This is a genomic window from Yoonia sp. TsM2_T14_4, assembly GCF_049602355.1.
GTDB lineage: Bacteria > Pseudomonadota > Alphaproteobacteria > Rhodobacterales > Rhodobacteraceae > Yoonia > Yoonia vestfoldensis_A.
This window is the reverse complement of sequence record NZ_CP187137.1, coordinates 347,065-370,098: the sequence shown is the minus strand read 5'-3', so window position 1 is coordinate 370,098 and position 23,034 is coordinate 347,065. Positions and strand designations below refer to the sequence as shown.

Below are 23,034 nucleotides of genomic sequence, written 5' to 3'. Positions count from 1 at the left end.
CGCGATGCGCCTAGGGTGGCGGCAATTGAAGAAAGCCGTCCGATGCACGAACGCCGAATACCCGAATGGTTGCGCCATGCTCCGGCGCCCGGTGTACGTGGGTTCGCCACCCTTGCAGGGACCGAGGCCGTCGCGCGCGGCATCCTGATTTCCGTGTTTCCGCTGGCGATGTACAACGCATTGCAGGACGCACAGCTGATATCAGAGGCGTATTTTCTGGTGGGCATCCTGTCGCTGGCGGTCGGGCTGATGGTACCTTTTACGACCCGTTATCTGCCGCGCCGCTGGGTCTATGTGATCGGGGCAAGCTTTTTCGTGACGGGGTCGCTTTTCGCGGCGACAGGCGACCCACTGGCCGTTGTGTTCGGGCTTGGGCTGAACACGATGTCCACCGTTATCACCTTCGTCTGCTTCAACGCCTATGTGATGGACTATATCTCCAAGGTGCAGCTGGGGCGGCTTGAAACCTCGCGGCTGTTTTACAGTGCAGCGGGCTGGACCATCGGGCCTGCGCTGGGGGTCTTTCTTTACAGCTGGTGGTCCCCCGCGCCGTTTTTCATCGCGGCATGCGCTGCTTTTTCCATGCTGAGCCTGTTCTCGTGGATGCGCCTTGGCAATGGCAAGCTGATCACCAAGGCGACACGACCGCCTGCGAACCCGCTGGCCTATCTGCCACGTTTTGCAGGGCAGCCACGGCTGATCGCGGGCTGGATTTTCGCAGTGGTCCGATCGGCGGGCTGGTGGGTCTATATCGTCTATCTGCCGATTTATGCGATTGAAAACGGGCTGGGCGACAGGATCGCCGGGATCGTGTTGTCGATGTCGAATGCGGCGCTGTTCATTACGCCGCTGATGCTGCGCTGGATGCAGAAACATTCGATCCGCTATGCGGTGCGCACCGGCTTTGTCACGGCGGGCTGTCTGTTCAGCATCGCGGGGCTGGCCGCGGGCTGGCCTTGGATCACCGTGCTGGCGCTGGTCGGCGGGTCGTTCTTCCTGATCCTGCTGGACGTGTCGGGCGGCTTGCCGTTCCTCTTGGCCGTCAAACCATCCGAGCGGACCGAAATGGCTGCCGTCTATGCCAGTTTCCGCGATGTGTCGGGTATCCTGACCCCCGGCACGGCCTGGCTGGTCTTGTTGTTCGCGCCAGTGTCGGGTGTTTTCGTGGCATCGGGGGCGAGCTTGCTGGCCGCATGGGCGCTGTCGTCCAAGCTGCATCCGCGCCTTGGGCGGGCGCGGATCACAATCGCGCCAGCGGAATGATCACAGCTCCAGCGCCTGTTCCAGTGACGTGAGGATCTTGCGCTGCTGGGCCGTCCAATTGGCGCGGCTGCCACGAAACAACGTCGCCTGACTGGCATGGATCAGCCCGTCGGACAGGATTTTCAGCCCATTGGCGCGCAGCGTCTCACCGGTCGAGGTGATATCGGCAATTGCCTCGGCAGTTTCATTCTTGACCGTGCCTTCGGTGGCCCCTTGGCTGTCGATCAGCTGGTAATCGGCCACACCATTGTCGCGCAGGAATTCGCGCACCAGCCGGTGGTATTTCGTGGCGATCCGCAGGCGGAACCCGTGCTGCGCGCGAAACGCGGCTGCGGCTGCATCCAGATCATCAAGTGTATCGACATCAACCCAAGCCTGCGGCACTGCGATCACCAGATCAGCCCCGCCAAAGCCCATCAGTGCCATTTCCCGCACACGGCCCTGCCAATTCACCAGCTTTTCGCGCACCAGATCGGACCCGGTCACCCCCAGATGGATATTGCCCAGCGCCAGTTCGCGCGGGATTTCACCCGCTGACAACAAGACCAGTTCCAACCCCTCGATCCCATCCACGGCACCGGCATATTCACGCTCTGACCCAGATTTGCGCAAGGTGACGCCACGCGCGCCAAACCAGTCAAAGGTCTTTTCCATCAACCGCCCTTTGGACGGCACGCCAAGCTTCAGCATCTGCCCACCTCCAGCGCCAGATCGGGGCGGATCACGCCGCCCACCGCAGGCACCGCGCGCCCCTGCCCCAACCGCGCGGTCAGCGCGTCATAACGGCCACCTGTGGCAATCGGCGGCAGTTCGGGGCGCTCGCTCGCGTAAAAGCCAAAGACGAAACCATCGTAATATTCAAGCGAAGTACGTCCATAACTGCCTTCGAAATCGAGCGTGTCAACGTCGATCCCGCGGGCGGCCATCGCATGCAGCCGCGCTTCCATCCGGCGCACGGCACTGCCGATGCTGGGCATGTCCACGGCGATATCGCGCAGCACGCTCAGCGCATCGGTGCTGGTGGCGCGCAGGCCAAGAATCGCATCGATCAGCGCGGTTTCATCGGACGACAAGGGCGCTGCTGCGGCATCCGCACGCAAGGCTGCGATACGGGCCGCAACCTCTGCCTGACTGCGCAAGCCGATCTCGGGACCGGCAGCGGCGAAAGGATCATCCGCCGCCAGCAAGGCCGCACGCAGGGGCGGCACATCACCCGCGCCATAGCGGCGCAGCAGCGCGCGAAATCGGACCGGCCGCCAGATATGGCGCAGCAAAGCTGCCTTGCGGTCCTCGGTCGTGCGCAACCCGCGCACCGCAGCCATCAGCACGCCGATATCGCCTGTTGCCGCCCGCAAAGGCAGGCCTGCCAGCCCTGCGGCGATCACGGCAAAGACTTCGGCATCGGCGGCGGCGGGGTTCTGGCCGTCAAACACCTCGTATCCGACCTGCACATATTCATTGGCACGCGTCTCGTCGGTTTCTTGTTTGCGGAACACCTTGCCCGAATAGGTATAGCGCGCGGGATCGGCATAGGTTTCCATATGCATCTGCACGACCGGCACAGTGAAATCGGGGCGCAGCACCATTTCGCCGCGCAAGGGATCGGCGGTCAGATAGGCGCGCGCACGGATATCATCGCCATAAAGATCAAGCAACAGATCGGCAGGTTGCAGCACATCCGCCTTGACCACGACAGCCCCTTGGGCTGCGAAATGGTCACGCAGGCGGCGCGCCTCGGTCAGGGTCGCGGGCGAGGTCGGCATCAGCCCTGCCCGTCCAGAATGGCGCGCACGCGGGCGACCATCTGCTCACGTGACACTTCGTATTGGCTGGGGCGGTCTTTCCATTCTTCCAACGTGGCGTTCTTGGCAATCTGCGCCCCAAGGATCAAATCCTTGATCTGCACGACACCTTTGGCGAATTCGTCGCCCCCCGCGATGATCGCAACGGGTGATGCGCGCTTATCGGCATATTTCAGCTGGTTGCCGAAATTCTTGGGATTGCCAAGATAGACCTCGGATCTGATCCCCGCCTTGCGCAATTCGGCCACCATGCTTTGGTAATCGGCCATATGCGCGCGGTCCATGACAGTGACGATGACGGGACCGGCAGATGCAGACGTGATGCGCCCCGTGGCGCGCAAAGCAGCCAGCAGCCGGTCCACCCCGATCGAGACACCCGTCGCAGGCACCTCTTGTCCGGTAAAGCGCTTGACCAGATCGTCATAGCGCCCCCCCCCCGCGACCGAGCCGAAATTGCGCGGACGGCCCTTTTCATCGGTGACCTCAAAGGTCAGTTCGGCCTCAAAGACAGGGCCGGTGTAATAGCCAAGGCCGCGCACGACGGAGGGGTCGATGACGATGCGGTCGGGGCCATAACCTTGGGCAGACAGCAATCCTGCGATCTCGTCAAGCTCTGCGACACCGGCCACCCCGATGGGCGAGCCTGCCACCAGTTCGGCCAGCCGCGCGACGGTGGCGGCACCGGTGTCGCGCTTGGCCTCCATGAACCCGATGACGACATCCGCCTGCGCTTGCGACAACCCCGCGCCCTTGGTGAAATCGCCACTCTCATCCTTGCGACCCTCGCCCAGCAGCGCGCGCACGCCCGCTACACCCAGCCGGTCAAGCTTGTCGATAGCACGCAGCACGATGCCGCGTTCGGCTTCTTTGTCATCCCCCGACAGGCCGGCCACCTCTAGCACACCGTTCAGAACCTTGCGATTGTTGACACGAATGACGTAATCACCGCGCGCGATGCCCACTTCTTCCAGACAATCCGCCAGCATCGCACAAATCTCGGCATCGGCGGCGACACTGGCCGCCCCCACCGTATCGGCATCGCATTGGTAAAACTGCCGGAACCGGCCGGGTCCGGGTTTTTCATTGCGCCAGACCGGCCCCATGGCATAGCGGCGATAAGGGCTTGGCAGATCGTTGCGATATTGCGCCGCCACCCGCGCCAAAGGGGCGGTCAGATCATAACGCAGCGCCAGCCAATCGGCATCCTCCTGCCATGCGAAAACACCCTCATTGGGACGATCCACATCAGGCAGGAACTTGCCCAAAGCCTCGACCGTCTCGACAGCGGATGTCTCCAAAGCATCAAATCCATAGCGATCGTAGACAGCCGCAATCTTGGCCAGCATCGCGGCCCGTTCGGTCACATCCGCGCCGAAATAATCCTGAAACCCCTTGGGCGTCACTGCCTTGGGGCGCGGTTGCTTTTTGTCACTGGCCATCGCGATGTCCTTTTGCTTTGGCGCGGTTTACCCCGCAAGCATGACAGGGGCAATGCAATGCAAGGCTGCACCAAAGGCCCTTTCACTTCTTTTTTCCAAAAATACTCAAAGCAGAACCGCGCCACAGGCTTTGCGCGCGCGCAAGGGCGGTGTATCAGACACCATGAACACCATTGACCCGCTCGAAGAAAAAATCGCCCATCTCACGCGCAGCGTCGATGATCTGTCTGATATTGTCGCGCGTCAGGACAAAGAACTGGCCTTGCTGACGCGGCGCGTCGCGCTGTTGGTCGAACGGGAAATGTCGCGCGATCAAGACGCCGGCAACAACGTCACCTTGACAGACCAGCGCCCGCCGCATTGGTAGGGAGGATCACGATCCGGCCTACGCGTCCTCGACCTCGATCACCCCGCCAAGGCTGCGCAAGGCACCCTTGATCTGTGGATTGACCGGAAACGGCTCGCCAAGATCAAGCTCGACCTCGCCGGGCAGATCCGCATTGGTCAGGCAGATATAGACCGGCCCACGCGCGGCGCGCACCCCGTCGCGGGCGGCACTGGCCAGAATGCTGGCAATCGTGTCAATCGCGCTGGGGCTATCGATGAACACGCGCAATCCCGCTGAACCTGCATCGGCCACCACACTGTCGATGGGCGACACCGACCGGCCCAAAAGCTTGAGCTGGTCCCCCTCCATCGTCGCCTCGCATTGCAGCACGATCTGCGATCCTGTCTCCAGATAGGTGCGCGCGACCTCAAGCGTGTCGGAAAACATCGTGACCTCGTATTGGCCCGTTGGATCAGACAATTGCACAAAGGCGAAACGGTTGCCACGCGCCGATTTGCGTTCTTGCCGGCCTGACACGGTGCCTGCCATCTTGACCAGCGCCGCACCCTTTTCGGCACGCGCGATCACCTCGTCCAGCGTCAATACCTGCTTGCGTTTCAGCGCGCCCATGTAATCGTCAAGCGGATGGCCCGACAGATAGAACCCGATGGCCTTGAATTCCTCGGCCAGCCGTTCGGCAGGCAGCCAGTCATCGCCAAAGGCAAGGCGCGGTTCGGGCAAATCCTCGCCCGCATCACCGAACAGCGATACCTGGTTGGATGATTTTTGATCATGGATCGCCGCCGAATAGGCGGTCAGCGCATCCAGCGACGCCATCACCCGCCGCCGGTTGCGGTCAAGCACATCAAACGCCCCTGCGCGGGCGAGCATCTCCAGCGACCGTTTGCCGATGCGCTTGAGATCACAGCGCCGCGCGAAATCGAACAGGTTCACGAATGGTTTCGGTGTCGCCCCGGACGCAGATCCGGGGCCTCCGGCGGAGTGAGGCCCCGGGTCAAGCCCGGGGTGACCCTCACGGCCCGCAACGATCAGCTTCATCGCCTCGACACCGACGTTTTTCAAAGCACCCAGCGCATAGACCAGCTTGCCGTCCTGCACCTCGAAAGTAGCACCCGACCGGTTCACGCAGGGCGGGATGTAATCAATCCCCAGCCCTTTTTTGACTTCTTGGAAATAGACGCCAAGCTTGTCGGTCAGGTGGATATCGCAGTTCATGACACCGGCCATGAATTCGACCGGATGGTTCGCCTTGAGCCATGCAGTCTGGTAACTGACCACGGCATAAGCTGCGGCATGCGATTTGTTGAACCCGTAATTGGCGAATTTCTCCAGAAGGTCGAACACCTCGCGCGCCTTTTTCGGCTCCACCCCGTTGGCCTTGGCGCCGGCCTCGAATTTGGGGCGTTCCTTGGCCATTTCCTCGGCGATTTTCTTACCCATCGCGCGGCGCAACAAATCCGCCCCGCCAAGGCTGTAACCCGCCATGACCTGCGCGATCTCCATCACCTGTTCCTGATAAACGATGATGCCTTGGGTTTCCGCCAGAATATGGTCGATCGACGGATGGATCGATTCCAGCTCTTTGATCCCGTTCTTCACCTCGCAATAGGTGGGGATATTCTCCATCGGGCCGGGCCGGTAAAGCGCCACCAGCGCCACGATATCCTCGATACAGGTGGGTTTCATGCGCTTGAGCGCATCCATCATGCCAGAGCTTTCCACCTGAAACACGGCGATGGTCTTGGCAGATGCATAAAGCGCATAGGATTTCGCATCATCCAGCGGGATCGCCCCGATATCATATTCAAACCCTACGGGCGGCTGATACAGCACATCGCCATCCGCGGTGACATTCAGGCTGCGCCCCGCCTTGCGGATCAGTTCCACTGCATTGTGGATCACGGTCAGGGTTTTCAGCCCCAGAAAGTCGAATTTTACCAGCCCCGCCTGTTCCACCCATTTCATATTGAACTGGGTTGCGGGCATGTCAGAGCGCGGGTCTTGATAAAGCGGCACCAATTCATCCAGCGGCCGGTCCCCGATTACCACACCCGCGGCATGGGTCGATGCATTGCGCAACAGCCCCTCGACCTGCTGGGCATAGGTCAGCAGGCGTTGCACGACCTCTTCGTTCTTGGCCTCTTCGCGCAGGCGCGGCTCGTCAGCCAGCGCCTTTTCGATGCTGACGGGTTTGACGCCTTCGACGGGGATCATCTTGGATAGGCGGTCCACCTGACCATAAGGCATCTGCAACACGCGCCCCACATCGCGGACGGCGGCTTTGGACAACAGCGCACCAAAGGTGATGATCTGCCCCACACGGTCGCGGCCGTATTTGTCCTGCACATAGCGGATGACTTCTTCGCGGCGGTCCATGCAAAAGTCGATGTCGAAATCAGGCATCGACACACGTTCGGGGTTCAGAAAGCGTTCAAACAGCAGGCTATAGCGCAAAGGGTCCAGATCGGTGATCAGCAGCGCATAGGCGACGAGCGAGCCAGCCCCCGACCCCCGCCCCGGGCCTACGGGAATCCCGTTGTCCTTGGCCCATTTGATGAAATCGGCGACGATCAGGAAATAGCCGGGAAAACCCATGCCCTCGATGATGCCAAGCTCGAAATCGAGCCGTTTTTCGTAGTCCTCGATACTTGCCGCATGCGGGATCACGGCCAGCCGCGCGCGCAGCCCTTCTTGCGCTTGCCTACGCAATTCGGCGACTTCGTCATCGGCGAATTTGGGCAGGATCGGCGCCCGTTTATAGGCTTTGAAGGCGCAGCGCTGTGCGATCTCGATCGTGTTTTCCAAGGCTTCGGGCAGATCGGCAAACAGCGTCGCCATTTCGCGTGGGGATTTGAAATAATGCTGCGGCGTCAGGCGGCGGCGCGGTTCTTGTTGATCGACATAAGCGCCATCCGCGATGCAGATCAGCGCGTCATGGGCTTCGTAAAAGGCCGATTTTGGGAAATAGACGTCGTTGGTTGCGACCAGCGGCAGACCCTTGGCATAGGCCATTTCGATATGGCCACGCTCGGACAGCCGTTCCGCCTCGGGCAGGCCACCATCGACAGGGTGGCGCTGCAATTCGACATACAACCGCTGCGGATAGATCGCGGCCAACTGATCCAGCAACAGATCGGCCTTGGCCTGTTGGCCGTGGCGCAACAACCGCCCGATGGGGCCGTCCGGGCCACCCGTCAGGCAGATCAGCCCCGTACCATATTGCGCCAGCTCATCCACGGTGACCTGCGGCAATTCACCGGCAGCATCCAGATAGGCGCAGGAATTCAGCTTCATCAGGTTCAGATAACCCGCCTCGTTCTGCGCCAGCAGCACGATTGGGGCGGGTGGTTCGGGCCGTTTGCCGGGGTCAGGGGTGGCATAGGCCAGATCAAGCTGGCAACCGATGATCGGCTGCACGCCTGCCTTGACAGCGTATTCGGAAAATTCCAGCGCGCAGAACATGTTGTTGGTATCGGTCACGGCGACCGCAGGCATCCCCATGCCCGCCGCCAATGGGGCCAGCGATTTGACCGGCACCGCCCCTTCCAGCAAGGAATATTCGGTATGGGTGCGCAGGTGGATGAATCGGGGGCTGTCTGTCATTTGGCGAAACTAGCGGATGGGCGCGCAGGTACAAGGCCGCGTGCGGCCGCTGCCTTGACTTGGACCGCTTTAGACTGCCACTAGACCCGATGACGGCGAAACTTGATAAATTCTTTGGGGCGATGTCCGACCCAACACGGCGCGCGGTGCTGGAACGGCTGGCCTCTGGCCCCGCCAGCGTGGGTGAATTGCACAGGCCGCACCAGATGGCCCTGCCGACCTTCATGCGGCATCTGAAAGTCTTGGAAGACAGCGGCGTGCTGCGGTCGGTCAAGAAAGGCCGCGTGCGAACCTGCCAGCTGGAAACAGCCCCCTTGATCGAGGTGCAAGGCTGGCTGGCATGGCAACGCACGATCTGGGAAAACCGCGACGCGGGCCAACCCTGAGAGCCGCCCATTTTTTTAGCGAAAGCAGCGTTGCAGGGCAATTGGCGGCGAAAACTCTTGCAAACGGGCGGTCAGGCCGGTTTGATACGCTGTAGTGACGGGCAGATGTCTACGCCGCATCGACATTTGCATCCTTTTGATCTGGTAACGCGGCAGGTCTACACCAATGGAAATCACGTTTCTTCTGAACGGGGAAACCATGCGCATCACCGCGCAACCCACAACGACGTTGCTGGATTGGCTGCGCAATGACCAAGGCCTCTGCGGCACCAAGGAAGGCTGCAACGAGGGCGATTGCGGCGCCTGCACAGTGATGGTGACAGATGACAGCGGCGCGAAATCGCTGAACGCCTGCATCCTGCTTTTGCCCCAGCTGCATGGCAAGGCCGTGCGCACCGTCGAAGGCATTGCCGCACCGGATGGTGCGCTGCACCCGGTCCAGCAGGCGATGATCGACCACCACGGGTCGCAATGCGGGTTTTGCACCCCCGGTTTCATCGCCGCGATGGCGACAGCCCATCTGGCCGGCCGGACCGACCATGATGATGTGCTGGCAGGCAATTTGTGCCGCTGTACGGGCTATGCCCCGATCATCCGCGCGGCCAAGGCGGCAGAAGCCCTGCCCAGCCCTGATTGGGTCAAAGATATCCCGCCTGCGGTCGCACCCGCTCTCTATGCGCCCGAGACTTTGGATGAGCTGGCCGCATATTATGCTGCCCACCCCGATGCGACGATTGTCGCGGGGGCGACCGATGTCGGCCTTTGGGTCACAAAACAATTGCGCGACCTGCAAACCCCCGTATTCCTGCACCGTTGTGTGGACTTGCAGCACATCACCGTGGCGGATGACGCCATTCACATTGGCGCAGGTGTGACCATGGCCGCGGTATTGGGTAAGATGGGTGAATATCACCCATCCTACGCGGAATTGATCCGGCGGTATGGGTCTGATCAGGTGCGCAATGCGGCGACTATCGGCGGCAATATTGCCAATGGATCGCCCATCGGGGACAATCCACCCGCGCTGATCGCGCTTGGCGCGACCTTGCATCTGCGGCACGGGGATGACACGCGGCAAATGCCGGTCGAGGATTTCTTTCTCGACTACGGCAAGCAGGACCGCAAGCCTGGCGAATTGGTGACGGGCGTCACCCTGCCGCGCGTGGCCCCTGATCTGCGCTGCTACAAGATATCCAAACGCTTTGATCAGGATATTTCCGCCGTCTGTGGCTGTTTCAACATCAGCGTCGCGGATGGCGTGGTCACAATCGCGCGGATTGCCTTTGGCGGGATGGCCGGCGTGCCGAAAAGGGCCGCAGCGGTCGAGGCGGCCTTGATCGGTCAACCTTGGACGCAAGAAAGCGTCGCTGCCGCCGCTCGCGCCTTTAGGGATGATTTCACGCCGCTGTCAGATATGCGCGCCAGCGCGGATTACCGGCTGCAGGTCGCGCAGAACCTGTTGCTGCGCTATTTCGCGCAAAGCACGGGGCAAGCCGCCAATGTGCTGGAGGTATCGGCATGAGCGTCGCAACATCCTTGCCACATGATGCCGCCCATCTGCATGTCACCGGACAAGCGCGCTATATCGACGATATCCCCACGCCTGCAGGCACGCTGCATCTGGCTTTTGGCCTGTCGGATGTGGCCAAGGGTGCCATCAACGCGATGGACCTTGACGCTGTGCGCGCCGCCCCCGGTGTGGTGGCGGTGCTGACGGCAGATGACCTTCCATTTGCCAATGATGTTTCGCCTTCGGTGCATGATGAACCGCTGCTCGCCACGGGCGAGGTGCATTATCTGGGCCAGCCCCTGTTTGTGGTCATAGCCGACAGCCACCTTGCCGCGCGCAAGGCGGCACGGCTGGGCAAGGTCAGTATCACGCCAGAGACGCCGATCCTGACGATTGATCAGGCTTTGGCCGCGAACAGCCGGTTCGAGGATGGCCCGCGCATCTGGACCAAAGGCGACGTCGATGCAGCCTTGGCCGCAGCACCCCGCCGCATCACCGGCCAGATCGACATGGGCGGGCAGGAGCATTTCTATCTTGAAGGCCAAGCCGCCCTTGCCCTGCCGCAGGAAGGCGGGGATATGGTGGTGCAAAGTTCCACCCAGCATCCCACGGAAATCCAGCACAAGGTGGCGGATGCCTTGGGTCTGCCGATGCATGCCGTGCGCTGCGAGGTCCGCCGCATGGGCGGCGGGTTCGGCGGCAAGGAAAGTCAGGGCAATGCTTTGGCGGTGGCCTGTGCCGTGGCGGCACGGCTGACACGGCGGCCTTGCAAGATGCGCTATGACCGCGACGACGACATGATGATCACGGGCAAGAGGCATGATTTCCGTATTACCTATGACGTCGGTGTGGATTCGGATGGCCGGTTGCGGGGTGTCGATTTTGTGCAGATGACGCGGTGCGGCTGGGCGATGGACCTGTCGCTGCCAGTTGCGGACCGCGCGATGCTGCATGCGGATAATGCCTATCATCTGCCCGCCGCGCGGATCACCTCGCACAGGCTCAAGACCAACACGCAATCGGCCACCGCCTTTCGCGGTTTCGGAGGGCCGCAGGGGGTCTTGGGCATCGAGCGGGTGATGGACCATGTCGCAGCGGAACTGGGGCTTGATCCGGTGGTCGTGCGGCAGCGCAATTTCTATGCGCCGATGGCGGAAGACGAAGCTGCGCCTGGGGCGCATAGGGGGCTGTCTGCCCCCCACGGTGCTGCGCACCTGCCCCCCGAGGATATTTCCGCTCGAACGATGGAAGCGCAGACCACGCCTTATCACATGCCGGTCACGGATTTCATTCTGCACGGGTTGGCGCAGCGGTTGCTGGAGACGTCCGCGTATCACGCGCGGCGCGCGGCGATTGCACGCTGGAACGAAGGCCAGCCGGTGTTGAGGCGCGGGATCGCGTTTAGTCCGGTGAAGTTCGGGATTTCCTTCACGCTGAGTCACCTCAATCAGGCGGGGGCGCTGGTGCATGTGTATCAGGATGGCTCGGTCCATATGAACCACGGCGGCACCGAGATGGGGCAAGGCCTGTTCCAGAAGGTGGCGCAGGTGGCGGCCAGCCGGTTCGGGATCGACGTGGCGGCGGTCAAGATTACCGCCACCGACACTGGCAAGGTGCCGAATACATCGGCGACGGCGGCATCGTCGGGGTCGGATCTGAACGGGATGGCGGTGGCCAATGCCTGCGATACGATCCGCGACCGGATTGCGGCCTGTTTGGCGCAGTTGCACCAGTGCCATGTGGCGGACGTGCATTTTGCGGATGGCCATGTGCATGCCGGCGGTGATGTGATGACTTTTGCCAAGGCCGCACAGGCCGCCTATTTCCAGCGTGTCAGCCTGTCGGCCACTGGGTTTTACAAGACGCCGGGTCTGAGTTGGGACCGCATTAGGGGCGAAGGCAAGCCGTTTTTCTATTTCGCCCAAGGTGCCGCTGTGACCGAGGTGGTGATTGATACGCTGACCGGCGAGAACCGGATTTTGCGTACGGACCTGTTGCATGATGCTGGCGCTTCGCTGAACCCGGCGCTGGATATTGGGCAGGTTGAGGGTGCCTTTGTCCAAGGCGCGGGTTGGCTGACGACCGAAGAACTGGTCTGGGACGCCAAGGGCCGGCTGCGCACCCATGCGCCCGCGACCTATAAAATCCCCGCCTGTTCGGACCGGCCAGAGATTTTCAACGTGGCGCTTTGGGACCAGCCCAATCCGGCGCAGACGATCTATCGGTCCAAGGCGGTGGGCGAGCCGCCGTTCATGCTGGGGATTTCCGCATTCCTGGCGCTGTCAGCGGCGGTGCAGGCCTGCGGGCCATCCTATCCCGATTTGCAGGCCCCTGCCACGGCAGAAGAAGTGCTGCGCGCTGTTCATCGGGCGCGCGGATGACGGGTATCCGCATCACGGTTGCGCAGACCGCAGGATCGGCCCCGCGCGAGACGGGGGCGCAAATGATGGTCTGGGCCGACCGCATCGAAGGAACGATCGGGGGTGGCGCGCTGGAATGGGACGCCATGGCCGAGGCGCGCCGGATGCTGGTCGACGGCCGGACCCAACACCGCGCGACGATCCCGCTGGGGCCTGCCTTGGGCCAATGCTGCGGCGGGTCGGTGACGCTTGTCTGGGGTGTGGCAGAGGCGCTCGAAGATCCGCCGCGCCGCGCTTTGTGGATTTACGGCGCAGGCCATGTGGGCCGCGCAATCGTGCATGTAATGCAGCCTTTGCCGGATTTCGCGATCACCTGGGTCGATGTGGCCGCTGACAGGTTTCCGCAAACGGACGTGACCACCTTGGTCGCCGTCGATCCCGCGCAAGCGGTGCGCCATGCACCCGATCAGACTGATCACCTGATCCTGACCTATAGCCATGCGCTTGATCTGGCCCTGTGCCACGCGATCCTGTCGCGTCCGTTCGCGAGTGTGGGGTTAATCGGGTCAGCGACCAAATGGGCGCGGTTTCGCAAGCGGTTGGGCGATCTGGGGCATAGTTCTGCACAAATCGACCGCATCGCCTGCCCGATCGGTGATCCGGCGCTGGGCAAACATCCGGCAGCCCTTGCGCTTGGCGTCGCAACCGCCATGATCAGGACTGAGACGCGCCAGAGCAGGGAGCGCCAAGCATGACCACACCTTTGCTGCGCCTGCGCGGCCTGACCAAAGCCTATCCGGGCGTCGTGGCCAATCAGGACGTGTCTTTTGACATCCAGCCCGGCGAGATTCATGCGCTGTTGGGCGAAAACGGCGCGGGCAAATCGACCTTGGTCAAGACAATCTATGGTCTGGTCAAACCCGATGCCGGGCAGATGGAATTGCAAGGTGCAGTTTTCGCGCCCGCAGAACCGCGTGCGGCGCGCATGGCGGGTGTGGCGATGGTGTTCCAGCATTTTTCTCTGTTCGATGCGATGAACGTGGCCGAAAATATCGCGCTAGGCATGGAAAATCCGCCGCCCCAGCGCGAGATCGCGGCGCGCGTGCGGCTTGTGTCGGACCAATACGGCCTGCCTTTGGACCCGTTGCGGATCGTGGGCGAGCTGTCGGCGGGCGAACGTCAGCGGGTCGAGATCGTACGCTGCCTGTTGCAGGACCCCAAGCTGTTGATCATGGACGAACCGACTTCGGTGCTGACACCGCAAGAGGTGGCGATCTTGTTCGAGACCCTGCGCCGGTTGCGCGCGGCGGGCGCGGCAATCCTGTATATCTCGCACAAGCTGGAGGAAATCCGCGCTCTTTGCGATGCGGCAACAGTGTTGCGGCTGGGCCGTGTGGTGGGCAGTTGCGATCCACGCGCCACATCCGCACGCGAGATGGCCGAATTGATGGTGGGCAGCAGCCTGCATGTCCCGCACAAGGCCGCGCGCCCCGAAGGCGAGGTGATCCTGACCTTGCAGGGGCTGAGCGCGAAGGCGCCGCACCGCTTTGGCACCGCGCTGCGCGATATCGATCTGACGGTCAGGCGCGGCGAAATTCTGGGCATCGGCGGTGTGGCAGGCAACGGGCAGGACGAACTGGTTGCGGCCTTGTCGGGTGAAATCCGCACGCGGCGCGACATGGTCCTGTTTGATGGCAAAAGCATCGGGCATCTGGCCCCGAACGCGCGCCGCCGTCTGGGGCTTTTGGCGGCGCCCGAGGAACGGATGGGCCATGCTGCGGCCCCCGATATGAGCCTGACGGAAAATGCGCTGCTGACGGCGGCTGTCAGGCAGGACCTGACCGCGCGCGGGTTTGTGCGATGGGGCAAGGCGCGCGAATTCGCGGCCAATGTCATCGCGGCTTTTGATGTGCGCACGCCGGGGGCGGGCAATACCGCGCGGTCGCTGTCGGGCGGCAACCTGCAAAAATTCGTGATCGGCCGTGAGATCATGCAAGACCCAGCCCTGCTGGTCGTCAACCAGCCGACCTGGGGTGTTGATGCATCCGCCGCGGCGGCGATCCGGCAGGCGTTGCTGGATCTTGCGGCCAAAGGGGCGGCGGTGATCTGCATCAGTCAGGACCTTGACGAGTTGATGGAGATTTCAGACAGGTTTGCCGCGTTGAACGCAGGGCGGCTATCCGCACCCCGCCCCGCACAGGGGCTGAGCGTGGAACAGATCGGGCTGATGCTGGGCGGTGCGCATGACATGGAGGTGGCACATGTTGATGCCTGACTTTGATGCCTCCAGCGGGGATATTTATGCTCTGATGATGAAGGGGCTGGCATGATCCGGTTAGAAAAGCGCACGGCGCCGTCGCGGTTCTGGACTTATGCCGCCCCCTTGCTTGCGGTGGTGTTGACCATGGTCTGCGGTGCTTTGTTGTTTGCCGCACTGGGCAAAGACCCGTTCGAGACAATCCGCACGATTTTCTGGGACCCGCTGTTTTCGGAGTTTTCGTGGTATTACCGCCCGCAGCTGTTAATCAAGGCGGCCCCATTGGTGCTGATCGCGATCGGGCTGTCGTTCGGATTTCGCGCGGGTGTGTGGAACATCGGGGCAGAAGGCCAGTATATTCTGGGCGCGATCTGCGGCGCGGCGGTGGGGCTGGCGTTCTATCCAACCGAAAGCCCGTTCATCTTTCCGCTGATGGTGATGGCGGGTGCTTTGGGCGGGTGGGCCTGGGCGATGATCCCGGGGTTTTTGCGGGTCAGGTTTGGCACCAATGAAATCCTTGTGTCGCTGATGCTGGTTTATGTCGCGCAGAGCCTGTTGGCCTCGATGGCGCTGGGGGCGTTGCGCAACCCTGATGCCAGCGGGTTTCCGGGCAGCCGGAACCTTGCGCGCTATCCCTCCGCGACAAGCTGGATCAATGAAAGTGCCGGGCTGCATTGGGGCGTTGTCTTTGCGCTGATCGCGGTGATTTTCGCCTATATCACTTTGTCGCGGCATATTTTCGGGTTCCATGTGCGCCTGTCGGGGCAAAGCCCGCGGGCCGCACGGTTTGCCGGGGTGAACCCCGGCCTACTGGTGTTGATCTGCATGGCGATCTCGGGCGCGCTGGCCGGGCTGGCAGGGTTGTTCGAGGTGGCGGGACCATCGGGGTTGATCAGCATTGATTTCAACGCAGGTTATGGCTTTACCGCGATCATCGTCGCTTTTCTGGGACGCTTGCATCCCGTTGGCATCCTGCTGGCGGCGGGGCTGATGGCGCTGACCTATATCGGTGGCGAGATCGCGCAATCGAACCTTCGCCTGCCAGCCGCGGCCATTCAGGTGTTGCAGGGGATGTTGTTGTTCTTTCTTTTGGCAGTTGATGTGCTGACGCATTACCGCATCCGGCTCACAGCGCGGGGGGTGGCATAATGGATTTATCCGCAATCAACCCGATCCTGTTGCTGGCCTCGCTGATGGTGGCGGCGAACCCGATCCTGCTGGCGGCGATCGGCGAATTGGTGGTCGAACGCGCCGGCGTGCTGAACCTTGGTGTCGAGGGGATGATGATCACCGGCGCTGTCTGCGGGTTCATCGTGACGATCAATGCGGGATCGCCGCTGCTGGGCTTTGCAGGGGCCGCGCTCGGAGGCGCGTTGCTGGCGCTCGTGTTCGGCGTATTGACGCAGGTTCTGCTGTCCAACCAGGTAGCCACGGGGCTCGCGTTGACGCTGTTTGGCTTGGGCTTCGCTGCATTGCTCGGGCAGGGCTATATCGGGATCAAAGCACCCGTCATCCCCAAATGGCCAGTGCCGGTGCTCAGCGATATTCCGGTGATCGGGCCGATCCTGTTCAACCATGACCCTGTCGTTTATCTGGGCATCGCCATCATCGCCGGCGTGTGGGCTTTCCTGCGCTATAGCCGCGCCGGACTGATCCTGCGCGCGGTGGGTGAAAACCACGACGCAGCCCATGCGCTGGGCTATCACGTGATTCGCGTTCGGCTGCTGGCAATCATGTTCGGCGGGGCCTGCGCGGGGCTTGGCGGGGCGTATCTGAGCCTTGTGCGCGTGCCGCAATGGACCGAAGGGCTGACCGCCGGGGCGGGCTGGATCGCGCTGGCCATCGTGGTTTTTGCAAGCTGGCGGCCATGGCGGCTTTTGCTAGGTGCTTATTTATTTGGCGGTGTGACCGTGTTGCAGCTTAATCTACAGGCGGCGGGGATGGCGATCCCGGTGGCATATCTTTCCATGGCACCATATCTGGCAACTATTCTAGTTCTGGTTATGATGCGGGCGGGACGGGCACCGGGGTCGCTGGCCCAGTCTTTCCACGCCTCGCGTTGAGGCTTTGACCACCAAGGGGATGAAGATGAAATTCAAGAAATTACTGGCCGGGACGGGCATTGCCCTTGCCTTGGCGACAGGCGCTTTCGCGCAAGACAAAACCACCGTCGGTTTCGTCTATGTTGGCCCCGTCGGCGACGGCGGCTGGACCTATGAACACGACAAGGGCCGTCAGGCCGTCGAAGCCCATTTCGGCGACGCTGTCGAAACTGTCTTTGTCGAAAGCGTGCCTGAAGGCCCCGATGCCGAACGCGTCATCACGCAGATGGCTCTGCAGGGTGCCGACCTGATCTTTACCACGTCATTCGGGTATATGGACGCGACGATCAACGTGGCTGAGCGTTTTCCGGACGTAAAGTTCGAACATGCGACGGGTTACAAGACCGCAGATAACGTGGCGATCTATAACGCTCGTTTCTATGAAGGCCGTGCCATTCAGGGCCATATCGCGGGCCAGATGACGCAAAGCAATATCGTCGGTTATATCGGGTCTTACCCGATCCCCGAAGTGATCCAGGGCATCAACTCTGCGTTTATTCACGCGCGTGAAGTGAACCCCGATGTCGAATTCCGCGTCGTCTGGGCCTATACTTGGTTCGACCCCGCGAAAGAGGCCGAAGCCGCCACCGTGCTGATCGAACAGGGTGCCGATGTGATCCTGCAGCACACTGATTCGACTGCACCGCAGGCCGCAGCGCAGGCTGCCGGCAATGTCGTGACCTTTGGTCAGGCATCCGACATGTCCGAATTCGCGCCATTCCCGCGCGTGTCCTCCATCATCGACGATTGGGCGCCTTATTATGTCGCGCGCACGCAGGCCGTGATCGACGGCACTTGGGAAAGCAGCGACACATGGGATGGTATCCCCCAAGGCATGGTCAGCATCGGTGAAATCACCGAAGCCGTGCCTGCCGAGGTCAAAGCATCGGCCGAAGCGATGATCGCAGCGATCCGCGCGGGCGAATACCACCCGTTCACCGGACCGCTGAACCGTCAGGACGGGTCGGTCTGGCTGGCCGAAGGTGAAACCGCCAGCGATGGCGACCTGCTGGGCATGAATTTCTATGTCGAAGGTCTGACAGGCGACATTCCGCAATAAGCGGGCTGAACGAATTGAAAGGCCCCGCCACTGGCGGGGCCTTTTGCGTTATTTGGGCTGTTTGACAATCTCGCCCGACCGCAACCGGCGGCGATAGCTGTGCAGCTCGCGCTTGACGATGGGCATCAGGAAATACAACGCGATGATGTTCACGATCGCCATGGAAAACAGCATCGCATCCGAAAAGTCGATCACCGGCCCAAGGCTTGCCGCCGCACCGATCACGATGAAAAGGCAAAAGATAATCTTGAAGATCAGCTCTTTTACCGCACCTTCGCCGAACAGGTAGGTCCAGGCCTTCAGCCCGTAATAGGACCAGCTGATCATCGTGGAAAAGGCGAACAGCACCACGGCCACCATCAACAGCACCGGAAACCACGAAAACGCCGTCGCATAGGCTGCCGAGGTCAGCGCCACGCCGCTGACATCACCCGCCGTGGTGATCCGGCCCAATTCGGCGTTCCAGATATAGAGGCCCGTTGCGGGGTCCTGCGCCAGCACGCCACTGATCACGATCACAAGGGCGGTCATCGTGCAGATCACCACCGTGTCGATAAAGGGTTCCAACAAGGCAACATAACCTTCGGTCACGGGTTCCTTGGTGCGCACCGCCGCATGGGCAATAGCGGCAGAGCCGATCCCGGCCTCGTTGGAAAAGGCCGCACGCCGGAACCCCTGGATCAGCGCGCCGGTAAAGCCGCCGACGACACCAAGCCCGGTAAAGGCACCTTCGATGATCTGGCCAAAAGCCCAGAGGATCTGGTCATAGTTGATCAGCAGGATCAACAGCGACACCAGCACATAGAAAATACCCATGAATGGCACGATCTTTTCGGTCACGCGCGCAATCGATTTCAGGCCACCCGCGATCACGGCAAAGGTCAGCAGCGCCAGAACGACGCCGGTGATCCAGCCCGGATAATCGCCCACCACGGTCGAGATTTGCGCATGGGCCTGATTGGCCTGGAACATATTGCCCCCGCCCAAGGCCCCAAGGATCGTGAATATCGAGAATACTACTGCCATCGCCCCGCCCAAGGGCAGCCCGCGTTCCTTGAAGCCTTTGACCATGTAATACATCGGCCCGCCGGACACCGACCCGTCGGGATGTTCGTTTCGGTATTTGACGCCCAATGTGCATTCGGTAAACTTGGTCGCCATGCCGAACAGGCCCGCGACGATCATCCAGAACGTAGCCCCTGCCCCGCCGATGCTGACCGCGACAGCAACGCCCGCGATATTACCCAGACCGACAGTGCCGGACAATGCCGTGGTCAGCGCCTGAAAATGGCTGACCTCGCCTGCGTCGTTAGGGTCGGAATAATCGCCTTTGACCAGCCGGATCGAATGGACGAAGCCGCTGAACTGGATCGCGCCGAAATAGACGGTAAAGACAACCGCCCCCACGACCAGCCACAAGGCGATCCACGAAAAATCCGTGCCAGGAAAGGGGGCAAAGATAAACCCGACATACCAGCCGGTGTAATCCGCGAATATCCCGTTGACCCGTTCGTCAAGGCTGACAGCCTCTTGTGCTGCGGCAAGGCCCGGCAGCAGACAGGCCGCCAGCGCGGCCATGATGTGATGCAGTTTCAACATGATAAAGCCTTTCATGGGATGATCGTGATCGGCACGCTGGCCGTCGCAGCAAGCCGCCCCGCAACGCCGCCGAACAGCCGCGATTTCAACCCGCGCGCGCCGATGCGCCCGACGATGATCTGCTTGGCCCCCCGTTCGCGGGCCAGACCGTCAAGGATGTCGGCCGCATCGCCGTGGCGCACGATGCCTTCGATGTCGAACCCTTCGGCCCGCGTCATGGTCAGCGCGGGATTAAGCACGCGCTCATGCGCCATCGCGATCTCGGCCTCGCGGCGTTTGTGGCGTTCGCGGTTTTCCTCGGCTGTCTGAAAGGTGAATGGCGACCATTCGATCACATAGCAAATGACAATGGCACAATCGCCGATAGCCGCGGCGCGGTCCTTGGCAAAGGCAAGCGCGCGCGCCCCCGTTTCGGACCCGTCAAGGCCGACGATGAACGTGGTTTTTTCCATGGTGATACCCCCGTTGGTTGATGTTCCAGTGTGGTTTGCAGGACAAGCGTCACGCGGGCAGGTTCGGGTGCCTGCCTGCCACAACCTTAAGGACTGCATCCTGCTTTTGGGAAAAAATCTGACCGATGGAGCATTTTCAGGAACAACGGCCATCTGATAGATAGACAATAATCCTAAAAGTCGGCCTTTTGTCGCTTTGACAGTCCAAACGCCTTGGCTTTCTTCCGGCGGCTCTGCCCTGCAAGACCGATTGCCCCCCGCGCGGGCTTGCGTTATCGACAAGGCTGATCCTGATCAGAACAGCGGAGCAGCGCCAATGGCAGCCTATCAATACGTCTACTTCATGGACGGCGTGTCCAAGACCTATCCCGGTGGCAAAAAGGTGTTCGAGAACATCCGCCTGAACTTTTTGCCGGGCGTGAAAATCGGGGTTGTCGGTGTCAACGGCACGGGTAAATCCACGCTGATGCGGATCATGGCCGGACAGGACAAGGATTTCGCTGGCGAGGCTTGGTCGGCTGAGGGCGCGCGTGTTGGTTACCTGCCGCAGGAACCCGAATTGGACCCAAACCTGACAGTGCGCGAAAACGTCATGCTGGGTGTGGCGGGCAAAAAGGCAATTCTCGATCGCTATAACGAAGTGGCGATGAATTATTCCGAAGAAACCGCCGACGAGATGGCGCAGCTTCAGGATGAAATCGACGCGCAGAACCTGTGGGATCTGGATGCGCAGATCGACATCAGCATGGAGGCGCTGCGCTGCCCCCCCGATGAGGCCGATGTGACCACGCTGTCGGGCGGCGAAAAGCGCCGTGTTGCGCTGTGCAAGCTGCTGCTCGAAGCGCCTGACATGCTGCTGCTCGACGAACCGACCAACCATTTGGACGCCGAAACTATCGCATGGTTGCAACAACACTTGATCGACTACAAAGGCACGATCCTGATCGTGACGCACGACCGCTATTTCCTTGATGCGATCACAGGCTGGATTCTGGAACTCGACCGTGGGTCAGGCATCCCGCATGAGGGCAATTATTCCAGCTGGCTGGAAGCCAAGGCCAAACGGCTGGAACGCGAAGCAAAGGATGACAAATCCAAGCAGCGCACGCTGGAACGCGAATTGGAATGGATGCGCCAAGGGGCCAAGGCACGGCAGGCCAAATCCAAGGCACGGATCAGCGCCTATAACGATCTGGCCAACCAATCCGAACGCGAAAAGATGGGCCGCGCGCAGATCATCATCCCCAATGGCCCGCGTCTGGGCAATAAGGTGATCGAGGTCGAAGGCCTGAAAAAGGCGATGGGCGACAAGCTGTTGATCGAGGATCTGACGTTTGATCTGCCCCCCGGCGGGATCGTAGGCGTGATCGGGCCGAACGGCGCGGGTAAATCCACGCTGTTTTCGATGCTGACCGGCCAGACCCAACCTGATGAAGGCTCTGTCAGCTATGGTGACACGGTGAAACTGTCCTATGTGGACCAATCGCGCGACGCACTTGCCCCCGACGCGACCGTCTGGGAAGAAATCACCGGCGGTGCCGAAATCATCATGCTGGGCGACGCGCAGATGAACAGCCGTGCCTATTGTTCGGCCTTCAACTTCAAAGGCGGCGATCAGCAGAAAAAGGTAGGCCTGCTGTCGGGCGGTGAACGTAACCGCGTGCATATGGCCAAGCTGTTGAAATCTGGCGGCAACGTGCTGCTGTTGGATGAGCCGACCAACGATCTGGACGTCGAAACTCTGCGCGCGCTCGAAGATGCGCTGGTTGATTTCGCCGGCTGCGCCGTGGTCATCTCGCACGACCGCTTCTTCTTGGACCGGATCTGCACACATATTCTGGCCTTCGAAGGCGATGCCCATGTCGAATGGTTCCAGGGCGGGTTCACCGATTACGAAGAAGACAAAAAATCGCGTCTTGGGGCCGATGCGCTGGAACCCAAGCGGATGAAGCACAAGAAATTCGTGCGCTGAATCCGCCGTTTTGCGCGGGGCGGTATCGTCACCGCGCCGCGCAAAACCCGTGGTTACAAAGTTTCCCTTGCTTTATTGCGGTGCAAGCCTCATGTTGTGGCTGCAAACGTTATTCTTCTCGACCCACTGTTCTCCTTTCGGCCACAGTCACTCGATCAAGTTCTGACTAAGCCGCGCTGCCGCAATCTCGCGGGCAGCATCAAAAAGGGATAATACGATGGCCAATGGCACCGTAAAGTGGTTCAACGCAACTAAAGGCTTCGGCTTTATCGCTCCTGAAGGTGGATCCAAGGACGTTTTCGTCCACATCTCCGCTGTAGAGCGTTCCGGCCTGACTGGCCTGAAAGATGACCAGAAGGTCACTTTCGACATCGAATCCGGCCGTGATGGCCGCGAATCCGCGATCAACCTCGCGCTCGCATAAGATTTCGATCTTGAAATGGCGCACGGCTTCCGTGCGCCATTTTTTTTGGCAAGGGCCTGCCATGATTGGCCCAGCTTTCAAATTTTGTTGATTTTACGGCAGATCGTGGCAACATGAGGCTGCGACGTTGATAAATCGACCACTGTCTCCTTTCGGCCCAGTCATTCGATCTTACGTTGACCGAGCCGGTCCGCTGCACAATGCGAGCGGAAAAAAAGAGGAAAGACAAGGACATGGCTTCAGGCACTGTCAAATGGTTCAACACCACCAAAGGCTATGGTTTCATTGCACCCGAAGGCGGGTCCAAGGATGTATTCGTGCATATCTCTGCTGTCGAACGGTCGGGCCTGACCGGTCTGAAAGACAACCAAAAGGTGAATTTCGACATCGAAGCCAGCCGTGATGGGCGTGAAAGCGCCGTCAACCTGACACTGGCCGATTAAGCTCGGACGTCAG

Annotated in this window: 19 protein-coding genes; 13 read left to right on the top strand and 6 right to left on the bottom strand. The window is 61.0% G+C overall.

Annotation, left to right across the window (positions count from 1 at the left end; all coding sequences use genetic code 11):
* Positions 1–42 precede the first annotated feature (42 nt).
* The gene (locus ACPF9B_RS01700) at positions 43–1,263 is read left to right on the top strand and encodes an MFS transporter (RefSeq protein WP_424178801.1); all 1,221 of its coding nucleotides are present in this window, start codon (positions 43–45) and stop codon (positions 1,261–1,263) included.
* Here ACPF9B_RS01700 and hisG read toward each other — a convergent pair whose 3' ends face one another.
* The 3 genes from hisG to hisS are packed head-to-tail and all read right to left on the bottom strand — an operon-like array spanning position 1,264 to position 4,504.
* On the bottom strand, positions 1,264–1,953 hold the full coding sequence (gene hisG / locus ACPF9B_RS01695; protein WP_424178799.1) for an ATP phosphoribosyltransferase: 690 nt from the start codon (positions 1,951–1,953) through the stop codon (positions 1,264–1,266). It abuts the gene before it with no gap.
* Entirely contained in the window at positions 1,947–3,026 is a 1,080-nt protein-coding gene (locus ACPF9B_RS01690) for an ATP phosphoribosyltransferase regulatory subunit (protein WP_007205727.1), read from the bottom strand. Before ACPF9B_RS01690 ends, hisG begins: the two co-directional genes overlap by 7 nt.
* Positions 3,026–4,504 carry a histidine--tRNA ligase gene (hisS, locus tag ACPF9B_RS01685; RefSeq protein WP_424178797.1) on the bottom strand — a complete coding sequence of 493 codons (1,479 nt, stop codon included), beginning with the start codon at positions 4,502–4,504 and terminating at the stop codon, positions 3,026–3,028. Before hisS ends, ACPF9B_RS01690 begins: the two co-directional genes overlap by 1 nt.
* 163 nt (positions 4,505–4,667) lie before the next feature.
* Here hisS and ACPF9B_RS01680 point away from each other — a divergent pair, with 163 nt between their 5' ends.
* A complete protein-coding gene (locus ACPF9B_RS01680; RefSeq protein ID WP_424178795.1) occupies positions 4,668–4,871 on the top strand; it encodes a SlyX family protein in 204 nt (67 codons plus the stop codon).
* Positions 4,872–4,889: 18 nt separating this feature from the next.
* Here the strand turns inward: ACPF9B_RS01680 and dnaE are convergent, their stop codons facing one another.
* A complete protein-coding gene (gene dnaE, locus ACPF9B_RS01675; protein WP_007205730.1) occupies positions 4,890–8,456 on the bottom strand; it encodes a DNA polymerase III subunit alpha in 3,567 nt (1,188 codons plus the stop codon).
* An 89-nt stretch (positions 8,457–8,545) separates the two neighbouring features.
* On the opposite strand from dnaE, the gene ACPF9B_RS01670 reads away from it, so the two are divergent.
* From ACPF9B_RS01670 to ACPF9B_RS01635, 8 genes are all read left to right on the top strand, one after another.
* On the top strand, positions 8,546–8,842 hold the full coding sequence (locus ACPF9B_RS01670; RefSeq protein WP_007205731.1) for an ArsR/SmtB family transcription factor: 297 nt from the start codon (positions 8,546–8,548) through the stop codon (positions 8,840–8,842).
* Between the two features lie 166 nt (positions 8,843–9,008).
* Positions 9,009–10,364, top strand: coding sequence for a xanthine dehydrogenase small subunit (locus ACPF9B_RS01665; RefSeq protein WP_424178792.1), 1,356 nt, complete (start codon positions 9,009–9,011; stop codon positions 10,362–10,364).
* Positions 10,361–12,733: a xanthine dehydrogenase molybdopterin binding subunit gene (gene xdhB / locus ACPF9B_RS01660; protein ID WP_424178790.1), complete on the top strand. Its 2,373-nt coding sequence runs from the start codon at positions 10,361–10,363 to the stop codon at positions 12,731–12,733. Before ACPF9B_RS01665 ends, xdhB begins: the two co-directional genes overlap by 4 nt.
* Entirely contained in the window at positions 12,730–13,467 is a 738-nt protein-coding gene (gene xdhC, locus ACPF9B_RS01655; RefSeq protein ID WP_007205734.1) for a xanthine dehydrogenase accessory protein XdhC, read from the top strand. The genes xdhB and xdhC overlap by 4 nt, the downstream gene beginning before the upstream one ends.
* Complete coding sequence (locus tag ACPF9B_RS01650; RefSeq protein WP_424178788.1) at positions 13,464–14,987, top strand: ABC transporter ATP-binding protein; 1,524 nt, start codon at positions 13,464–13,466, stop codon at positions 14,985–14,987. Before xdhC ends, ACPF9B_RS01650 begins: the two co-directional genes overlap by 4 nt.
* Positions 14,988–15,038: 51 nt before the next feature.
* Positions 15,039–16,118 (top strand): ABC transporter permease, encoded by a 1,080-nt coding sequence (locus ACPF9B_RS01645; RefSeq protein WP_007205736.1) that lies wholly within the window; start codon positions 15,039–15,041, stop codon positions 16,116–16,118.
* Positions 16,118–17,032 (top strand): ABC transporter permease, encoded by a 915-nt coding sequence (locus ACPF9B_RS01640; RefSeq protein WP_424178785.1) that lies wholly within the window; start codon positions 16,118–16,120, stop codon positions 17,030–17,032. The genes ACPF9B_RS01645 and ACPF9B_RS01640 overlap by 1 nt, the downstream gene beginning before the upstream one ends.
* Positions 17,033–17,057: 25 nt before the next feature.
* Entirely contained in the window at positions 17,058–18,131 is a 1,074-nt protein-coding gene (locus ACPF9B_RS01635; RefSeq protein WP_424178781.1) for a BMP family ABC transporter substrate-binding protein, read from the top strand.
* Positions 18,132–18,179: 48 nt separating this feature from the next.
* On the opposite strand, the gene ACPF9B_RS01630 is transcribed toward ACPF9B_RS01635, so the two are convergent.
* Positions 18,180–19,745 (bottom strand): alanine/glycine:cation symporter family protein, encoded by a 1,566-nt coding sequence (locus ACPF9B_RS01630; RefSeq protein ID WP_424178779.1) that lies wholly within the window; start codon positions 19,743–19,745, stop codon positions 18,180–18,182.
* The gene (locus ACPF9B_RS01625; protein ID WP_424178777.1) at positions 19,742–20,182 is read right to left on the bottom strand and encodes a universal stress protein; all 441 of its coding nucleotides are present in this window, start codon (positions 20,180–20,182) and stop codon (positions 19,742–19,744) included. The genes ACPF9B_RS01630 and ACPF9B_RS01625 overlap by 4 nt, the downstream gene beginning before the upstream one ends.
* 316 nt (positions 20,183–20,498) lie before the next feature.
* Here ACPF9B_RS01625 and ettA point away from each other — a divergent pair, with 316 nt between their 5' ends.
* The 3 genes from ettA (at position 20,499) to ACPF9B_RS01610 (ending at position 23,021) form a co-directional block, all read left to right on the top strand.
* Positions 20,499–22,154 carry an energy-dependent translational throttle protein EttA gene (ettA, locus tag ACPF9B_RS01620; RefSeq protein WP_007205741.1) on the top strand — a complete coding sequence of 552 codons (1,656 nt, stop codon included), beginning with the start codon at positions 20,499–20,501 and terminating at the stop codon, positions 22,152–22,154.
* A gap of 217 nt (positions 22,155–22,371) precedes the next feature.
* The gene (locus tag ACPF9B_RS01615) at positions 22,372–22,578 is read left to right on the top strand and encodes a cold-shock protein (protein ID WP_007205742.1); all 207 of its coding nucleotides are present in this window, start codon (positions 22,372–22,374) and stop codon (positions 22,576–22,578) included.
* A 233-nt stretch (positions 22,579–22,811) separates the two neighbouring features.
* Complete coding sequence (locus ACPF9B_RS01610; RefSeq protein ID WP_040482878.1) at positions 22,812–23,021, top strand: cold-shock protein; 210 nt, start codon at positions 22,812–22,814, stop codon at positions 23,019–23,021.
* The last annotated feature ends 13 nt before the right edge of the window (positions 23,022–23,034 follow it).

Bases quoted from the DNA above. Each gene is read 5' to 3' on its own strand.
- ACPF9B_RS01700 (WP_424178801.1), top strand. From the start codon at position 43: ATGCACGAACGCCGAATACCCGAATGGTTGCGCCATGCTCCGGCGCCC.
- hisG (WP_424178799.1), bottom strand. From the start codon at position 1,953: ATGCTGAAGCTTGGCGTGCCGTCCAAAGGGCGGTTGATGGAAAAGACC.
- ACPF9B_RS01690 (WP_007205727.1), bottom strand. From the start codon at position 3,026: ATGCCGACCTCGCCCGCGACCCTGACCGAGGCGCGCCGCCTGCGTGAC.
- hisS (WP_424178797.1), bottom strand. From the start codon at position 4,504: ATGGCCAGTGACAAAAAGCAACCGCGCCCCAAGGCAGTGACGCCCAAG.
- ACPF9B_RS01680 (WP_424178795.1), top strand. From the start codon at position 4,668: ATGAACACCATTGACCCGCTCGAAGAAAAAATCGCCCATCTCACGCGC.
- dnaE (WP_007205730.1), bottom strand. From the start codon at position 8,456: ATGACAGACAGCCCCCGATTCATCCACCTGCGCACCCATACCGAATAT.
- ACPF9B_RS01670 (WP_007205731.1), top strand. From the start codon at position 8,546: ATGACGGCGAAACTTGATAAATTCTTTGGGGCGATGTCCGACCCAACA.
- ACPF9B_RS01665 (WP_424178792.1), top strand. From the start codon at position 9,009: ATGGAAATCACGTTTCTTCTGAACGGGGAAACCATGCGCATCACCGCG.
- xdhB (WP_424178790.1), top strand. From the start codon at position 10,361: ATGAGCGTCGCAACATCCTTGCCACATGATGCCGCCCATCTGCATGTC.
- xdhC (WP_007205734.1), top strand. From the start codon at position 12,730: ATGACGGGTATCCGCATCACGGTTGCGCAGACCGCAGGATCGGCCCCG.
- ACPF9B_RS01650 (WP_424178788.1), top strand. From the start codon at position 13,464: ATGACCACACCTTTGCTGCGCCTGCGCGGCCTGACCAAAGCCTATCCG.
- ACPF9B_RS01645 (WP_007205736.1), top strand. From the start codon at position 15,039: ATGATCCGGTTAGAAAAGCGCACGGCGCCGTCGCGGTTCTGGACTTAT.
- ACPF9B_RS01640 (WP_424178785.1), top strand. From the start codon at position 16,118: ATGGATTTATCCGCAATCAACCCGATCCTGTTGCTGGCCTCGCTGATG.
- ACPF9B_RS01635 (WP_424178781.1), top strand. From the start codon at position 17,058: ATGAAATTCAAGAAATTACTGGCCGGGACGGGCATTGCCCTTGCCTTG.
- ACPF9B_RS01630 (WP_424178779.1), bottom strand. From the start codon at position 19,745: ATGAAAGGCTTTATCATGTTGAAACTGCATCACATCATGGCCGCGCTG.
- ACPF9B_RS01625 (WP_424178777.1), bottom strand. From the start codon at position 20,182: ATGGAAAAAACCACGTTCATCGTCGGCCTTGACGGGTCCGAAACGGGG.
- ettA (WP_007205741.1), top strand. From the start codon at position 20,499: ATGGCAGCCTATCAATACGTCTACTTCATGGACGGCGTGTCCAAGACC.
- ACPF9B_RS01615 (WP_007205742.1), top strand. From the start codon at position 22,372: ATGGCCAATGGCACCGTAAAGTGGTTCAACGCAACTAAAGGCTTCGGC.
- ACPF9B_RS01610 (WP_040482878.1), top strand. From the start codon at position 22,812: ATGGCTTCAGGCACTGTCAAATGGTTCAACACCACCAAAGGCTATGGT.